We start from the raw sequence: 17,856 nt of genomic DNA, 5'->3' as shown, positions 1-17,856 counted from the left end.
CATGAACACCACCGCCCTCGAACCTTCGGTAGACGTATTCCAGACTTCGGCCCAGCAGGCGTTCTATCTGCGCGCCCAGGAACTGGCTGGACAAACCCTGTTTGCCGCCCTGACCCTGCCGCTGGCCCAACCGGTGACCGCGCAAGTTTTGCGCGCAGCGCTTGAAACGCTGGGCCAGCGCCACGAAACCCTGCGCACGGTTTGTCGTCGCTTGCCGGGGATGAAATGGCCGGTGCAAAGCCTCTGCGATCAACTGCCGCTCACGTTGCTGGGCAGCCAGCCTTGCGTGGCTGATGCTTTCGAGCGCAGTCGTGAAGCCATGCTCAACGATCCGATCCGGGTGCTGGCGGTGGCGCCGGTCGAGACCGCTGACGGAAAGCATTTCGTCACGGTGCTGACGCTGGCCAGCAGTTTCGACGAAGCCTCGTTGCGTGTGCTTTCGGGCGAACTCGCCAGTCTGTTGCGCGGCGAAACCCTGCCCGTCGACGAAGAAGCGCTGCAATACCTGGACTACAGCGCGTGGCAGGAAGAACTGCGCGAGGAAGACATCGGTCATCAAGGCGCGGCGTTCTGGCGCAACCTGCAACAGCAGTTCGCCATGGCGCACCGCTTGCCCTTCGAAAAACCGGTCGACGTTGCGCGGGTGCGTCGTCAGGCCATGCTCGCTGACACCCAATGGTTTGCCGGCGTGCAGCGCACTGCCGCCGACCTGGGTATCGAGGACGAACAGGTGGCGTTGCTGCTATGGAGCGCCTTTGTTGCGCGCATCGGCAATCAAGAGAAACTGTTGATCGGCTGGCAAGTAGTGGGGCGCAACGAGCAAACAACCGCGACCCTCGGACGCTTCGCCCGTCGCTTGCCGGTGGCCTTCGATTACCGCAGCCATCAAACCATGGCACAAGCGCTGGCATCCTTCACCGCCAGCCTTGAGCAATCACTGTCGTGGCTTGACTGTCTCAACGAGTTCGAATTGAGCGCCGAAGGCAGCGGACCGCTGCGTTATGGTTTCGTCTATGAATCCGGTATCGAGCACGCTATCGAGGTCGACGACGCCAACCCCGAAGTCCTGCGCTTGCGAGTTCAGGGTGAGCGGTTGCAGCTGTCGTGCCTGGAGGGCGCAGTTCCGGAATCGATGCTGGTCGAATGGCTGGCCCAGTTTGCCGAGTTCAGCTGCCAGTTGCTCGCATCCCCCGAGCTGACGCTGGCTCAGGCGAGTCTGGTCAATGAGGCGCATCTTGGCCGTTTGATCGAGGGCTTCAACCCGAACGCCACCGAGCAGGCGTTGCCGTGCCGCTTCCTGCAAGAACTGTTCAGCGAACAGGCGCGCCTGCACCCGCAGCGCATCGCGGTGAGCGTCAATGGTGAGCGCCTGAGTTACGCCGAACTCGATGCACGCTCCAACCAGGTGGCCAACACCTTGCGCGCCCAAGGCGTCAAGCCGGACCAGGTCGTGGCGGTCTACGGCCAGCGTTCGCTGGAAATCGTCGTTGCGCTGTTGGGCACGCTGAAGGCGGGCGCGGCGTATTTGCCGCTGGACCCGAACTACCCGATCGAACGTCTGGCGTTCATGCTCGCCGACACGGGGGCGTGTCAGGTATTGGCCTGTCAGCCGTTGCCAGAAGCGTTGGGCAGTGAGCGCGTCGTTTCCTTGATGCCCGGCGCCGAAGTCTGGTCCTCGTCATCCAATCAACCTGAACCCCAGGGCGACAGCGCGAACCTGGCTTACGTCATCTACACCTCCGGCTCCACCGGCAAACCCAAGGGCGTGATGATCAGCCATGCCAACGCCTTGGCTTCGACCGTGGCGCGCAAGGCCTTTTATCGTCAGCCCCTGCGTTCGTTCCTAATGCTTTCGTCGTTCTCCTTCGACAGTTCGGTGGCCGGGGTTTTCTGGGCGTTGGGGCAGGGCGCGACCCTGTGCCTGCCTGACGAAGACAGCTACAAGGATCCGGCGCAACTGGCGTTGTTGATCCAGCGCGAAGAGGTTTCTCACTACCTGACCTTGCCGTCCTACCACGCGCTGATTCTCGAACACCTCGACCGTCAGGCGCTGGCCTGTGTGATCGTCGCCGGCGAAGCGTGCAGCACCGCGCTGGTGCAGCGACATCGCGAAGCATTGCCGGGGGTGGTGCTGGTCAACGAATACGGCCCGACCGAAGGCACCGTGTGGTGCTCGGCCTGGGAGCTGCCGCTCGGCGAAGACGACGACAGCATTGCGATTGGTCAACCGATTGCCGGCATGCGCATTCACGTACTGGGGCCGGATCTGCAACCCGTAGCCGTGGGCGTTGAAGGCGAGTTGTACGTCGGCGGTGCCGGCATTGCCCGAGGATACCTGCAACGGGCCAGGCTGAGTGCCGAGCGCTTTGTGCCCGATTTGTTCGCGACGACGGCGGGCCAACGCCTGTACCGCACCGGTGACCTGGCGCGTTATCGCGCCGATGGCGTGCTGGAGTATCTGGGCCGGGTCGACCATCAGGTGAAAATCCGTGGTTTTCGCATCGAGCTGGGCGAGATCGAGGCGGCCATGCGTAACGCACCGGACATCGAAGACGCTGCGGTGATTGCCCGCGAAACCCCGACCGGCCCACAACTGCTGGGCTTCGTGGTGTCCCCGACCGACACTGCGGACATCCGCCTCAACGAACTGCGCAGCCACTTGGTCGAGGCGCTGCCCGAGCACATGCAGCCAGCGCGCTTGCAAGTCCTTGAGCGTTTCCCGCTGATGCCGAACGGCAAACTTGATCGTCAGGCGTTGCTCGATCTGGATGTGCGCCGCAGTACCTTCGTCGCACCGCGCAACGATCTGGAGAAAACCCTCGCGGCGATCTGGGCCGAAGCGCTGCACGTGGAGCGCGTCGGCGTGCACGACAACTTCTTCGAACTCGGCGGGCACTCGCTGCTGGCCACGCGGATTCGTGCGCGGATTCAGGAAGAACTGAACCTGGCGATCCCGCTCAAGCTGTTCTTCGAAGGCGACACCCTGGAGCGTCTGGCGGGGCAGATCGAGCAGTTCCGTCAGCACAGTGAACATAAAGAAAACGATGTAGACGCCCTCGAAGCGTTGTTCGACGAAGTGGATGGGGAACACACGCGATGAGTGCTGCACCGGACAGAATGATGACCCTGGCCCAGCGTTTCTGCGGCTTGAACGCGGACGCCCGACATGCGTTGCAACAGAAGATGCACGCCCAGGGGCTGACCCTGGAACTGCTACCGATTCCGCCACGGGACCACAGTGTCGACACACTGCCGGCGTCGTACGCGCAGCAACGCTTGTGGTTCCTCTGGCAGATGCAGCCCCTGGCCACCGCCTACAACCTGACCGGTGCCTTTCGCCTGAATGGCGCGCTGAATCGTGAAGCGCTGGCGCACACCTTGACTGCGCTGGTGCTACGTCATGAAGTGCTGCGCACCACGTTTGTCTTCGACGAACAGCAGGTGCTGCAAAAAATCCATCCGCACATGGACGCGCCGCTGGTCGATGTCAGCGCGGGCGACGAGGTCGAACTGCAACGGCAGATCGCCCTGAACGCCGAGCAGCCATTCGACCTGCAAAATGGCCCGCTGATGCGCTGCCGCTTGATCCGCCTCGACGCCAAGCAACACGTGCTGGTGATGACTTTCCATCACATCGTCACCGACGGCGGTTCGCTGCCGATCCTGTTGCAGGAGTTCACCCGACTCTATGCGCAGCTCAGTGCCGGGCAGGCTGCGCAATTGCCGGAGCTGGTCATCCAGTACGCCGACTTTGCCCGTTGGCAGCGTCTGTGGCTGGAGGCCGGCGAGGCTGAACGACAGCTCGATTACTGGCGCGAACAATTGGGCAATGAACATCCGTCGCTGAGCCTGCCAACCGACCGTCGCCGCCCGGCGATCCCGAGCCAGCAGGGCGCCAGTGTCGAACTGAAGGTTTCAGCCGCGCTGACCGCGCAATTGCGCGAGCTCGCCCGCCGTGAGGGCTGCACACTGTTCATGCTGTTGATGGCGGCGTTGCAGACGTTGCTGCATCGCTACAGCGGCGAACAGGACATCCGCGTCGGCGTGCCGATTGCCAACCGCACCCGCCAGGACGTGGAAAACCTGCTGGGCTTTTTCGTCAACACCCAGGTGCTGCGCAGCCAGCCACGGGCCGACCAGCTGTTTGTGCAGTTGCTGGCCGAGATCAAAGCCGCGGCACTCGGCGCGCAGGCCCATCAGGATTTGCCCTTCGAGCAATTGGTCGATGGGCTGGGCGTGGAGCGCAGCCTGAGCCATACGCCGTTGTTCCAGGTGATGTTCAATCATCAGCGTGATAGCGGTGACCCACAACGCTGGGACCTACCGGGCCTGAGCGTCGAGCCGCTGATCTGGGACGAAAAGACCAGCAAATTCGACCTGATGCTCGACACCGTCGAGAGCGACGAGGCTATCCACGCGTCGTTCGTCTACGCCACGGAATTGTTCGACGCCTCGACCATCGAGCGTCTCGGCCGGCATTGGTTGAACCTGTTGCAGGGGATCTGCGCGGATAGCCGCGTGGCCCTGGCCGATCTGCCGATGCTCGACGTATCCGAGCAGCAGGCCACCTTGCTCGACTGGAATCGCAGCACGGTGTCGAGCGGCGATCAGGCGAACGATTTGTGCGCCCATCAATTGATCGAGGCGCAAGCTGCCGCGCACCCGCACAACATCGCCGTGACCTGCCGGGGCGTCACCCTCACTTACGCCGAACTGAACAGCCGCGCCAACCGCATCGCCCATCGACTGCGCGAACGCGGCGTTGGTCCCGACGTGATGGTCGGTATTGCGCTTGAACGTTCACTGGAGATGATCGTCAGCCTGTTGGCGATCCTCAAGGCCGGTGGCGCCTATATGCCGCTGGACCCGCAATACCCGCAGGATCGCCTGGCCTACCTGCTTGCCGACAGCGGCACGCGCCTGTTGCTGACCGATTCCGCATTGCTGCCGCACCTGCCGTTGAACGACGGTATTGAAATGATCTGCCTCGACCACGCCAGCGACTGGCTGATCGAGGCGAGCTCCGACAACCTGCCGAACCTGACAGCGCCGAAGAACCTGGCCTACGTCATCTACACCTCGGGCTCCACCGGCAAACCGAAAGGCACGCTGCTGCCCCACAGCAACCTGACGCGGTTGTTCAGTGCCACCGAACATTGGTTCGGTTTCAACGCCGACGATGTCTGGAGCCTGTTCCATTCCTATGCCTTCGACTTTTCCGTGTGGGAAATCTTTGGCGCGCTGTTCTACGGCGGCAAACTGGTGGTGGTGCCCCACGCGGTCAGTCGTTCCCCGGAGGACTTCGCCCGGTTGCTTCGTGACGAGGGAGTCACGGTGCTCAACCAGACGCCGTCGGCGTTCCGCCAGTTGATGCCGTTTGCTTGCGCCGACGCAAAAAACATGGCCCTGCGTTATGTGGTGTTCGGCGGCGAGGCGCTGGACGTGGCCAGCCTGCGTCCGTGGTACGACGCGTTCGATGACCGGCAGCCGGTGCTGATCAACATGTACGGCATCACCGAAACCACCGTGCACGTGACCTACCGACCACTGTCCCGCGCTGACCTCGATGGCGCCAACAGTTCACCGCTGGGCGAGCCGATTGCCGACCTGCGCTGGTACGTCCTCGACCCGCGCCTGAACCCGGTGGCCAAGGGCTGCGTGGGTGAACTGTACGTCGGCGGTGCCGGTCTGGCTCGCGGTTATCACCAGCGCGCTGACCTGACCGCTACGCGGTTTGTCCCGGATCTGTTTTCCGAGGAGGCTGGAGCGCGCCTGTATCGCACCGGCGACCTCGCCCGTTATTGCGCCGATGGCAGTATCGAATACGCCGGGCGCATCGACCATCAGGTGAAGATTCGCGGCTTCCGCATTGAACTCGGGGAAATCCAGGATCGCCTGCAAAGCCATCAGGCCATCGAGCAAGCGCTGGTGCTGGCGCCCGAGGTCAATGGCAGTCAGCAGTTGGTCGCGTGGTTCACCGCGACCGGCGACGACAGCGATTTGCGCCAGTCCCTGCGCGAACATTTGCAGGCCGGTTTGCCGGATTACATGGTGCCGGCGCACCTGATCAAACTCGACCAATGGCCGCTGACCGGCAACGGCAAGCTTGATCGCAACGCATTGCCCAAGCCTGACGCCGCGCTGGCGCAACAGGCCTATACGGCACCGTTGGACGAGATGCAGGCTGCGTTGGCAGCGATCTGGCAAGACGTGCTCAAGCTGGAGCGTGTGGGCATCGACGATAACTTTTTCGAGCTGGGCGGCGACTCGATCATCTCGATCCAGGTGGTCAGCCGTGCACGGCAGGCCGGGATTCGCATTACTGCGCGTGACCTGTTCCAGCACCAGACCGTGCAGAGTCTGGCGAAGGTGGCCGAGCGCAGTGCAGGGCGGGTGATCGATCAGGGACCGGTGCGTGGTGAGGTGTTGCTGACGCCGATCCAGCATTGGTTCTTCGAGCAAGACATCGAATCCCGCCATCACTGGAACCAGTCGCTGCTGCTGGAACTGCGCGAATCGCTGGACAGCGCCAGCCTGCAACAGGCCTTGACCGCGCTGCTGGAGCATCACGACGGGTTGCGTCTGCGCTTGCGTCAGGTGGATGGCGTCTGGCAACAGGCTCAGGCTGAACAGTGGAGCAGCGCCGAGGTACTGTGGCAGCGAAAGGCTGCCAACGCCGATGAACTGTTGGAACTGTGCAACGAAACGCAAGCCAGCCTGAACCTGCAGGATGGCCCGCTGTTGCGTGCGCTGCTGGTGGACATGGGCGCGGCGGGCCAGCGATTGCTGCTGGTGGTGCATCACTTGGCGGTGGACGGTGTGTCCTGGCGTTTGCTGCTGGAAGATTTTCAAACCGCCTATCAACAAGCGCAGCACGCTCAACCCCCGCGCCTGCCCTCGAAAACCAGCGCCTATCAAACCTGGGCCGCTCGCCTGCAATCCCATGCGCAAAGTGCTGAGCTGACCAGCCAGGCCGTTTACTGGCAAGACCAGTTCCGCGACGTGCAGGTCCAATTGCCTGCCGACAACCCGCAAGGCAGTCTCGCCAGCCAACATGCCGTCAGCGTGGAAACACTGCTCGACAGCACCTTGACCCGGCAGCTGTTGCAGGACGCTCCGGCGGCTTATCGGACTCAGGTCAACGACCTGCTGCTGACCGCGCTGGCGCGGGTGCTGGGTGACTGGACCGGCCAGCCGTCGACGCTGGTGAAGCTCGAAGGCCACGGCCGTGAAGACCTGTTCGACGACATTGACCTGACCCGGACGCTGGGCTGGTTCACTTCGATTTTTCCGGTAAAACTGACTCCGGCCAGCGATCTGGCCGGCAGCATCAAAGCGGTCAAGGAACAACTGCGCGCCGTGCCGGACAAGGGCATTGGTTTTGGCATCCTGTGCTATCTGGCCGACGCCGGGCTTGAGGATCTGCCGTCGCCTCAGGTCACCTTCAACTACATGGGCCAGTTCGACGCCAGCTTCGACGAGCACGCGCCGTGGCGCCCGGCCAAGGAAAGCGGAGGCGCCGAGCAGGGCGCATCGGCAGCGCTGGACCGTGGCCTGAGCATCAACGGTCAGGTCTATGGCGGTCAATTGCGCCTGAGCTGGACCTTCAGCGGTGACGTGTTCAACCCGCAAACCGTGCAGCGCCTGGCCGATGCCTACGCCATGGAATTGCAGCGGTTGATCGAGCACTGCCTCAGCGGTGCCGGTGGTTTGACCCCGAGCGATGTGCCGCTGGTGCGCGTCGATCAGGCGCAGCTGGATGCCTTGCCGTTGGCCGCAAACCAGTTCGAAGACATTTTGCCGCTGTCACCGATGCAGCAGGGCATGTTGTTCCACAGTCTGTTCGCTCCGGATGCTGGAGCCTACGTGCCGCAAATGCGTGTGGATGTGCAGGGCCTCGACGTCGAGGTTTTCCGTGATGCCTGGCAACAGACGCTCAATCGCCATGACGTTTTGCGCGCCGCGTTCTTCAGCGAAAGCAATGGCTCGCGGCCGCTGCAAGTGATTGTGGCCGACGCGACGTTGCCGCTGACCGTGCTCGATTGGCGTGATCAGGCCAACGTTACTGAAGCGCTGGATTGTCTGGCCGAAGACGACCGTTTGCGCGGTTTCGACCTGATGGCGGCGCCATTGCTGCGCCTGACGCTGGTGCAGACTGCGAGCGATACGCATCACCTGATCTTCACCAACCACCACATCCTGCTGGACGGCTGGAGTACTTCGCAGTTGTTCGGCGAAGTGCTGCAACGCTACTCCGGAATCATGCCAGTACCAAACGTTGGGCGTTACCGCGATTACATGACCTGGCTGGTTAGCCGTGATCGCGCCGCGTGCGAAGCATTCTGGCTGGAGCAATTGCAATCGCTCACCGAGCCGACGCGACTGGCCGGCGCCTTGCCGGGGCCGGCTGAGGGGCAGGGCGTTGCTCATCGCACCCTGTACCTGAGCCTGGACCGTGCCGCCACCGAGCGCCTCAACGGCTTTGCCCGTCAGGCCCGCGTCACGCCAAACACCGTGCTGCAAGCGGCGTGGCTGTTGCTGTTGCAGCGCTACACCGGGCAGCAGACGGTGGCGTTCGGCGCCACGGTGTCGGGGCGTCCGAGTGAGTTGCAGGGAATCGAGCAGCAGATTGGATTGTTCATCAACACCTTGCCGGTGATCGGCACACCGCACCCCGAGCGCACGGTCGGCCAATGGATCGATGAGGTCCAGGCACTTAACCTCAGGTTGCGCGAAGTCGAATACACGCCGCTGGCGGATGTGCAGCGCTGGGCCGGTCACTCTGGCGAAGCGTTGTTCGACACGTTGCTGGTGTTCGAAAACTATCCGGTTGCCCAAGCGCTGGAGGAAGGGAATTGCAGTGCATTGAAGTTCTCCGGTATCAGTAACCACGACCAGACCAGTTTCCCGTTGGCCGTCGCAGCCGAGCTGGGTGAATGCCTGGACTTGCGTTTCAACTACGACTCCGCGCTGTTCAGCGCGGGTGCGATTGAAGGTTTGAGCACTCGTCTGGTCGCGTTACTCGATGCGATGGTCTGCACACCGCATTTGCCATTGGGCCGCTTGAGTCTGCTCGACGCGGCGCAAACCGCTCAACAGGTGAAATGCTTCAATCGCACCGCTCAACACTGGCCGGACATACGCCCGGTCAACCAGTGTTTCGAAGACCAAGTGCTGAAGACCCCGGACGCACCGGCCCTGGTGTTTGCCGGCCAATCCCTCAGCTATCGCGAACTCAATCAACAGGCCAACCGGCTGGCGCACTACCTGCGCAGCCAGGGCGTCGGCGCCGAAGTGCTGGTGGGCATTGCCGCCGAACGTTCGCTGGAACTGGTGATCGGCCTGCTGGCGATCATGAAGGCCGGTGGTGCCTACGTGCCGCTGGACCCGGACTACCCGCGTGAACGGCTGGAACACATGTTCGGCGACAGCGGCGTGCGCCTTCTGTTGACCCAGGGGCATTTGCTTCAACAGTTACCGATTCCAGCCACCACCACGGCAATTTGCCTGGACGACATGGCGTCGTTGCTCGAAGGCCGCAGCGACGAAAACCTGCCCTGCGTGGTCGAGCTGCAATCGCTGGCCTACATGATCTACACCTCCGGCTCCACGGGCAAACCCAAGGGCGCGGCCAACCGTCACGATGCGCTGTACAACCGACTGGCGTGGATGCAGGGCGCGTATCCGCTGGACGGGCGCGACTCCGTGTTGCAGAAAACCCCGTTCAGTTTCGACGTGTCGGTGTGGGAGTTCTTCTGGCCGTTGATGGTCGGCGCACGTCTGGTTGTGGCCGAACCGGGTGCCCATCGTGATCCGGCGCAACTGGTCAGCCTGATCGAGGAGTACCAGGTCAGCACCCTGCATTTCGTGCCGTCGATGTTGCAGGCGTTTGTCCAGGGCGAAGGTTTCGAGCGTTGCGCCAGCCTGCGGCAGATCATATGCAGTGGCGAAGCGCTGTCGGCGGATTTACAGCACGCCCTGTTCGGCGTGCTGCCCAACGTTGGCCTGTACAACCTGTACGGCCCGACCGAAGCGGCCATAGATGTGACCCACTGGACCTGTGTCGATGACGGCGGCTTCAGCGTGCCGATCGGTTATCCGATTGCCAACCTGGTGACCTACGTCCTCGATGACAGCCTGCAACCGCAAGTGCAAGGTTGCGTCGGTGAGCTGTACCTGGGCGGCATCGGGTTGGCCCGTGGTTACCATCGCCGTCCGGACCTGACGGCCGAGCGCTTTGTCGCCAGCCCCTTCGGTGAGCAGGGCGAGCGCCTGTACCGCACCGGCGACCTGGCGCGTTATCGCGAAGACGGCGTGATTGAATACGTCGGGCGCATCGACCATCAGGTGAAAATCCGTGGTTTACGCATCGAACTGGGAGAAATCGAAGCCTGCCTATTGGAGCATCCACAGGTGCGCGAGGCGGTGGTGATCGCCCTCGACGTTGGCAAATCCAAACAGCTGGTGGCTTACGTCGTCGGTGATGCCGCCATCGATCCACTCAAACAGCACCTGCGCAATGCGCTGCCCGAGCACATGCAACCGAGCCACGTGCTGCGGCTTGACCAGTTGCCGGTGACGCCCAACGGCAAACTTGACCGCCGCGCATTGCCGCAGCCGGACCAGCAAGTGCGCGAATACATCGCGCCGCGCAATGCGGTGGAAGCGACGCTGCAAGCGGTGTGGCAAGCATTGTTCGAAGTGCCGCAGATTGGCATGCAGGACAACTTCTTCGAACTGGGCGGCGATTCCATCGTCTCGATCCAGGCGGTCAGCCGTGCACGCAAAGCCGGGTTGAGCATTTCCCCCAAGCACGTGTTCAGCCTTCCGACCATCGCCGAGCTGGCGACGGTCGCCCGGCCGGTCGGGGCGGATCAAACCGTGACGACGCTGGTTGCACCGGCGGCAAAAATCGAACTGAGTGACGCGCAGTATCAAGCGCTGCAATTGACAGCGGATGAAGTCGAAGACGTCTATCCACTGTCGCCGATGCAGCAGGGCATGCTGTTCCATTCGGTGCAGGACGGCGATTCGGGGCTGTACGTCAACCAGATCGAAGTGGGTGTGCGCGGCGTCGACGGTGCGCGTTTTCGCGAGGCGTGGGCCGACGCAGCCCAACGTCACGCGATCCTGCGTACCGCATTCCTGTGGGAGGGCGACAAGGAGCCGCTGCAAGTGGTGCTGCGCGATGCGCCATCGCTGCTGACCGAACTGGACTGGCGCGGGCTGGATGATCAGCCTGAGCGCGTGCGCCAATTGGCTGTCGAGGAACGTGAGCGTGGCTTCTCGCTGAACCGTGCGCCGTTGCTGCGCCTGTTGCTGGTGCGTCTGGAGGACGATCGATATCGCCTGATCTGGACTTACCACCACATCCTCATGGACGGCTGGAGCGTGTCGCGCCTGATCGGTGAAGTGCTGCGTCATTACAGCGGTGACGAGCACGAGCCGGTCGCGGCCTATCGCGACTACATCGACTGGCTCGGCCAGCAAGTCGGCGCGGCCAGCGAAGCGTTCTGGAAAGACAAACTCGACAATCTCGAAGGCGCCACGCACCTGGCCCGCGCAGTGCCGGTCAAAGCGCCGCAATCGGGCTATCACGCGATCTATACGCACCTCAGCGCTGGGCAGACTGCGCGTTTGCAGGCATTTGCCCAACAACAGCAGGTGACCCTCAATACCCTGGTGCAAGCCGCGTGGCTGCTGCTGTTGCAGCGCTACACCGGCCAGCGCACGGTGACGTTCGGCGCCACGGTGTCCGGTCGCCCGGAGACCCTCAATGGCTCGCAGAACATGCTCGGGCTGTTCATCAACACCTTGCCGGTGGTCAACACGGTGCCAACCGAAGCGAGCGTCGGCGACTGGTTGCGCGAGGTTCAGGCCTACAACCTTGATATCCGCGACTTTCAGCAAACCCCACTGGGCGATATCCAGCGCTGGGCCGGGCAGGGCGGGCAGTCGTTGTTCGACAGCATCATCGTGTTCGAAAACCAGCCGGTGGACCGCACGCTGCGCGAGTGGAACGGCGACTCCCTGCGTTTCGAGGACGTCTCCGATTTCGGCCTGACCAGCTTCGCCATGGACCTGATGGTCAGCCTCGATGAAGGGCTGCGCATCGAGTACATGCACCAGCGCGATCAGTTCGACCTGGCCACCGTCGAGGTCCTGCGTCGCCACATGGAAAGCCTGATGCAGCGCCTGTGCGAGGATGCCGGGCGCGCCGTCGGCGAGCTGGGACTGCTGACCCTGGACGAAGGCCGGACGCTGGACGGCGAGCTGCCGGTGGTGGCTGACGGTGATGAAACGCCGGTGCACGAGCTGATTCGTCAGCGTGCCCGCCTGCAACCGCAGCACACGGCGTTGGTCTTGAGTTATGCCGACCGCGATGCCGAACACTTGAGCTACGCCGAACTGGACCGTCGCTCCGACGCCTTGGCGGTGCATCTGCTGGAACAAGGCGTGCAGGCCGAAGACGTGATCGGCGTGTTCATGGAGCGCTCGCTGGAACTGGTGGTGTCGTTGTTGGCGGTAATGAAGTGCGGCGCTGCCTACGTACCGCTCGATCCGCAATACCCGCAAGAGCGTCTGCGCTACATGATGGCCGACAGCGACATGCGCCTGCTGCTGACCCAGGAACGCCTGCGCGATGTCGCGCAGCTCAATCCGGGCACTGTGATGATTGCCGTGGATCGTCTGGATCTCGATGTAGACGTGGCAACACCGAAACCTGGCGTGCATGCCGAACAACTGGCTTACCTGATCTACACCTCGGGCTCCACCGGCAAACCGAAAAGCGTCGCCGTGGCCCACGGGTCGTTGAGCATGCACGTGCAAGCCATCGCCAACCTGTACGAAATGGACCCGGACAATCGCGAACTGCATTTCATGTCGTTCGCCTTCGACGGCGCCCATGAACGCTGGATTACCGCGCTGATCAGCGGCTCGACCCTGGTGATCCGCGACAACACCTTGTGGACCGCCGAGCAGACTCTGGCCGTGCTGCACCGCCAGCGCATCAGCGTCGCCTGCTTCCCGCCGGCATATCTGCTGCAACTGGCCGAACACGCCGAAATGCAGGGTGGCCACCCGCCGTCGGTGCGCATCTATTGCTTCGGCGGCGATGCGGTGCCGGATGCGACCTTTGAGCGGGTCAAGCACACGCTCAAGCCACAATACCTGGTCAACGGCTATGGCCCGACCGAAACCGTGGTCACGCCGCTGCTGTGGATAATCGCCGCCGATGGCCAGTGCCAGGCGATGTACGCGCCGATTGGCCAACGCGTGGGCACCCGCAGCCTGCACGTGCTGGACATGGACCTCAACCCGCTGCCGGTGGGCATGGTCGGTGAACTGTACATCGGCGGGCGCGGAGTCGCTCGCGGCTACCATCGTCACCCGTGGCAGAGCGCCGAGCGCTTTGTTGCCGATCCGTTCAGCCTCGATGGCGGGCGTTTGTACCGCACCGGCGATCTGGTGCGCCGCCGCGAGGATGGCGTGTTCGATTACGTCGGGCGCATCGACCATCAGGTCAAGGTGCGCGGCTTCCGCATCGAACTCGGCGAAATCGAAGCCCGCTTGCGCGAGCAGGCCGGGGTCAACGATGCGTTGGTAGTGGTGCGAGAAAACGGTCAGGGGCCGCAACTGGTGGGCTATGTGGTGGCGGCGCAAGACGATGGCCTCGGCCCGCGTTGCCAGGCGGCATTGCGCGAGAGGTTGCCCGACTACATGGTGCCGACGCAGGTCGTGGTGCTGCCGCGCTTCCCGCTGACCCCCAACGGCAAGCTCGACCGCAAGGCCTTGCCGGATCCAGCCTACACCGGTCGCGACTACGTGGCCCCGCGCACGCCGCTGGAATGGGCATTGGCGCAGATCTGGCAGCAGGTACTGGGCATCGAGAAGGTCGGCATTACCGACAACTTCTTCGAGCTGGGCGGCGATTCGCTGCGCACGCTCAAGGTGATTTCGAAAGTTCGCGCACTGAATCAACCGGACTTTCAACTGAAATTGCGCGACATGATGGCCAAGCCGACGATTGCCGGATTGTCTGGTGTCGATGAACAGCCGCTGCGACAGAGTCCGCAACCGCTGTTGCTGCTCAATCAGGTAGTGGACGATCAATCGGCGCTATTCTGCCTGCACGCCGGTTTCGGCACGGTGTTCGATTACGAGCCGTTGGCTCGGCGTCTGGAGGGTGAGCGAACGGTTTACGGCGTGCAATGCCGGATGTTGCTCGATCGCCAGTGGCAGGACACGTCGCTGGCGCAGATGGCCGGGGCTTACGTCGACGCCATCCGCAGCAAGCAACCGCAAGGGCCGTACCATTTGCTGGGCTGGTCGCTGGGCGGAGCGTTGGCGTTGATGGTGGCTGATTTGCTTGAGCAGCAGGGACAGCGCGCAGCGTTCGTCGGTCTGGTGGACAGCTTTGTGCCGACACAAGCCAATGCCGTCGCCAGCCCGGATGAGTGGCGCGTAGACCTGGCCGAGTTCCTTGGGGTGGCGATGGGCATGGACGGCGATGTGATTGAACGGGCGTTGTGTGCCGAGACGATGGGGGGGCATGAGGCTGTGGCGCGGATCATTCGTGCGGTCATTGACACACAGAGCGATCAGGTCAGCGGGTATGCCTTGCTCGGCGCCGATGAGTTGGCCCAGACGTTCATGGTCAGCACGCGGTTGAAGGCGCTGTCGCGGCAGGTCGACAGGTTGCCGATACCCCAAGCCGAGCTGTGCTGTTGGTGGGCCGATGGCAACCCGACTGCTGAGCGTGCGACCTTCGAACGCCAGCAACCGCGCCTGCGAAGAACGCAAACCGTATCAGCCAGCCATTTCGATATCCTGCGCCAGGATGAGTGTCTGGAGGCTGTGGTGGCGTTGTTAGGCCGGGAGGTGGTGCCCCAGCTCTGAGCCAATAAATTGTGGCGAGCGGGCTTCCCTGTGGCTAGGGGGCTTGCCCCCGTTGGGCTGCGAAGCGGCCCTAAAACCAGCCACTGCGGTTATTCATGCGTACCGCATTGTTCGGGTTTGCGGCTGCTGCGCAGCCGAGCGGGAGCAAGCTCCCTCGCCACAGGTTTTCATTCAGCCTGAGATTATCGAGTTCGCCCTAACGAACAACCCTAACGCTTCGTTTACCACGGTGAGCCTTTTTATTTTTGGAGACGACCGCCCATGGCACTGCACCCGGACATCGAAGGATTTCTTGAGCTGGCCGAGTTTGGCCGCCTGAGCGGCAAGAGCCAGCCCATGCATGAGCTGAGTCCGGACGAGGCACGCAAGCAATTCGAGCAGACCTCACAGTTGCTCGATGCGGCCCCGTCGGGGGCGCTGGTCGTGACGGCTGTGAACATTCCTGCCCGCGATGGGCATCTGCTCAGTGCCCGTCTATACGCCAAACCTCAGGCAAGCAGCGAACCACGCCCGGTGTTGCTGTACTTCCATGGCGGCGGTTACGTGGTGGGTAGTCTCGATTCCCACGACACCTTATGCCGGCGTCTGGCACTGGCGGGGGTGTTTGCCGTCTTGTCGGCGGATTATCGTCTGGCGCCTGAGCACCGTTTTCCCACCGCCTATAACGATGCCGAGGACGTGGCTCGCTGGCTGGCGAATGGTGCGCCTGCGCTGGGGCTTGATGTGAATCGGGTGGCGCTGGCCGGGGACAGTGTCGGTGGCAGCCTGGTGGCGTCGCTGTCGCTTGCCATCGCGCAGGATCCGCTGGCCTGGCCCCTTGTGCCTCGCCTGCAAGTGCTGCTGTATCCGGTAATCGATGCCGTGCAAAAACGCCCGTCGCTGGAGCGATTCGCCGAAGGTTATTTGCTGGAAGCCACCACGCTGGAGTGGTTCTACCAGCAGTATCAACGCAGTGAGGCCGATCGCAGCGACTGGCGTTTTTCACCGCTGTACGCCGAACGCCTGGAACGACTGACACCCACCGTGCTGTGGCTGGCCGAGTACGACCCGTTGCTGGACGAAGGCCTGGCATGGGCCGAAAAACTGCGCAGCGCGGGTCAGCCGTTGGTCCTGGATATGAAAGCCGGCATGACCCACGATTTTGCGCGCATGGGTGAAATGGTTCAGGAAGTGCCGCAGATGTTGGCGCAACTGGCGGCGCAGATCAGCGAGAGTCTGGCCTGACGCCGTACTCTTGTAGGAGCAACCTCGCTCCCCCATCGATCCGATATTGAGCCCAATCGCGCCACTGTCAGGCTGTGCTTTAATTTGAAAACTTAATGACAGCGTTCTGCGCAGAACCCACAACGCGACATGCGCTGTTGCCTGATTATCAAGCCGAAAGGGAGTTTTGCATCGTGACTGAAGAGATCAAAACCAAAGGCCCCGCCTCGTACTTCCCATCCATTGAAAAGAAGTATGGGCAGCCGATCAGCCATTGGCTGAACCTGCTCAAAACAGTCGACGACAAGAAACATATGGAAAGGGTGGCCTGGCTCAAGACTGAGCATGGCATTGGGCATGGCCACGCAAACGCTTTGGTTGCGTATTACCTGGCCACCGCGAAAAGCGACTGACTGCGGTGTTGTTTTGAGCCAGCACCGAGCAGTGTCAGGGTTGGCTCATTCAGTCTCTGCGTTTATCAAGACATTGGCGGCGCAGCACCGTGCTGTTGATATCCCTGCATTCGACCGAGTAATCGTCATTGTCATAGTCTTTGTTTTTTGCCTTGTCCTTGGCCTTACCGCAATTGCCATTGTCGTTGCAATTGCCTTTGCCCTTTTGATTGTTGTCGCTGTTGTTTTTCAGACAGTTTCTGACGTCACTGGCACTGCCCGCATCATCGCAATCTGATCCGGCGAAGGACAGCGATGGCAAAGCCAGGGAGAGCAGGGCAGTACATACAGCGGCCGCTACGATTCGCATGACAAAACTCCTGAGTAGTGCTTATCCGAACGATTGCCTTGAGAAGCTCCGGCTCTGACTATAGCAGGCCTTTGAAAAGAGCTTCCTCAAGCCAGCATTTCGCTGATCCACCGTGCCTGCCGCGCGATGTCTTGCACCTTATCCTCAGGTACTTGCCGAGCATGAGCAAAGTTGCTCAGTGTTCGCTGTTTCTCACGCAGCAGGCGTTGCCACTTGGCCAGGAATGCAGGGCTGCGTGTTTGCAGTTGAAACGGGCCGAAGTACAGCTCCCGGGGGGTGTATATCACCGGTCCGGAGCGCTCGGCGACGATGATTTCGTAGCTGAAGCGGTTTTCCCGCAACAGCTCCTCGCAGAGGATGCGGTAGCCATTGTCCATCAGCCATTGGCGCAGTGGCTGCTCGCCACCATTGGGCTGCAGGATCAGGCGCTCCTGACCGCTCAGGCGCGCCTTGCCACTCTCGAGGATGTCGCGGATGGTCTCGCCGCCCATGCCGCAGATACTGATCGCCGTGATTGCGTCACCCGGCTCGATCGCCGCCAGACCATTGGCCAGGCGCACGGTGATCCGCCGCTCCTGGCCGTTTTCGCGCACGGTGCGCTCGGCCGCGCGAAACGGCGTCAATGCCACTTCGCCGGCCACCGCCATCGCGATGGCGCCGCGACGCATCAAGGCCACCGGCAAATAACCGTGATCCGAGCCGATATCGGCCAGGTGCGCACCTGCCGGCACCTGCGCCGCCACGCGCTCCAGGCGCATGGACAATGTCTGTTGGTTCAACTGCAGCCTCTTTCTCACCCCGGCGAACGTCGCCGGCCGGAAGGGTACATGGAAAAAAGCTCTGCACCTACGGCCTCTGGTCCACAACGCTGAACGTTGATCCAGCCATGTGCCGGGACTGATTGATCGTGACGAGGATGCTTCAGGTTTTCGTCGTCCGCATTGAAAATCAACTAACGTTTATGGCTGTGAGCAGCAGAGGTAGTCAGGG

Annotated in this window: 6 protein-coding genes; 5 read left to right on the top strand and 1 reads right to left on the bottom strand. The window is 62.3% G+C overall.

Annotated elements, in window-relative coordinates; all coding sequences use genetic code 11:
• The first annotated feature begins 1 nt into the window (after position 1).
• The 5 genes from QMK58_RS21955 (at position 2) to QMK58_RS21935 (ending at position 16,794) form a co-directional block, all read left to right on the top strand.
• Positions 2-3,100, top strand: coding sequence for an amino acid adenylation domain-containing protein (locus tag QMK58_RS21955; RefSeq protein ID WP_320395439.1), 3,099 nt, complete (start codon positions 2-4; stop codon positions 3,098-3,100).
• Positions 3,097-14,901: a non-ribosomal peptide synthetase gene (locus tag QMK58_RS21950; protein ID WP_320395438.1), complete on the top strand. Its 11,805-nt coding sequence runs from the start codon at positions 3,097-3,099 to the stop codon at positions 14,899-14,901. Before QMK58_RS21955 ends, QMK58_RS21950 begins: the two co-directional genes overlap by 4 nt.
• A gap of 261 nt (positions 14,902-15,162) precedes the next feature.
• Entirely contained in the window at positions 15,163-16,125 is a 963-nt protein-coding gene (locus QMK58_RS21945; protein ID WP_053157154.1) for an alpha/beta hydrolase, read from the top strand.
• 173 nt (positions 16,126-16,298) lie between these two features.
• Complete coding sequence (locus tag QMK58_RS21940) at positions 16,299-16,517, top strand: DUF4287 domain-containing protein (RefSeq protein ID WP_053157968.1); 219 nt, start codon at positions 16,299-16,301, stop codon at positions 16,515-16,517.
• Positions 16,462-16,794 carry a hypothetical protein gene (locus QMK58_RS21935; RefSeq protein WP_156322320.1) on the top strand — a complete coding sequence of 111 codons (333 nt, stop codon included), beginning with the start codon at positions 16,462-16,464 and terminating at the stop codon, positions 16,792-16,794. The genes QMK58_RS21940 and QMK58_RS21935 overlap by 56 nt, the downstream gene beginning before the upstream one ends.
• A 158-nt stretch (positions 16,795-16,952) precedes the next feature.
• On the opposite strand, the gene QMK58_RS21930 is transcribed toward QMK58_RS21935, so the two are convergent.
• Entirely contained in the window at positions 16,953-17,645 is a 693-nt protein-coding gene (locus tag QMK58_RS21930; protein ID WP_320395437.1) for a tRNA (adenine(22)-N(1))-methyltransferase, read from the bottom strand.
• Between the last annotated feature and the right edge of the window lie 211 nt (positions 17,646-17,856).

It is taken from the genome of Pseudomonas sp. P8_241 (assembly GCF_034008315.1).
Lineage (GTDB): Bacteria > Pseudomonadota > Gammaproteobacteria > Pseudomonadales > Pseudomonadaceae > Aquipseudomonas.
This window is presented reverse-complemented; position numbering and strand designations above follow the sequence as displayed.

Excerpts from the sequence above, each read along its gene's own strand:
- QMK58_RS21955 (WP_320395439.1), top strand. The coding sequence starts at position 2 with ATGAACACCACCGCCCTCGAACCTTCGGTAGACGTATTCCAGACTTCG.
- QMK58_RS21950 (WP_320395438.1), top strand. The coding sequence starts at position 3,097 with ATGAGTGCTGCACCGGACAGAATGATGACCCTGGCCCAGCGTTTCTGC.
- QMK58_RS21945 (WP_053157154.1), top strand. The coding sequence starts at position 15,163 with ATGGCACTGCACCCGGACATCGAAGGATTTCTTGAGCTGGCCGAGTTT.
- QMK58_RS21935 (WP_156322320.1), top strand. The coding sequence starts at position 16,462 with ATGGCCACGCAAACGCTTTGGTTGCGTATTACCTGGCCACCGCGAAAA.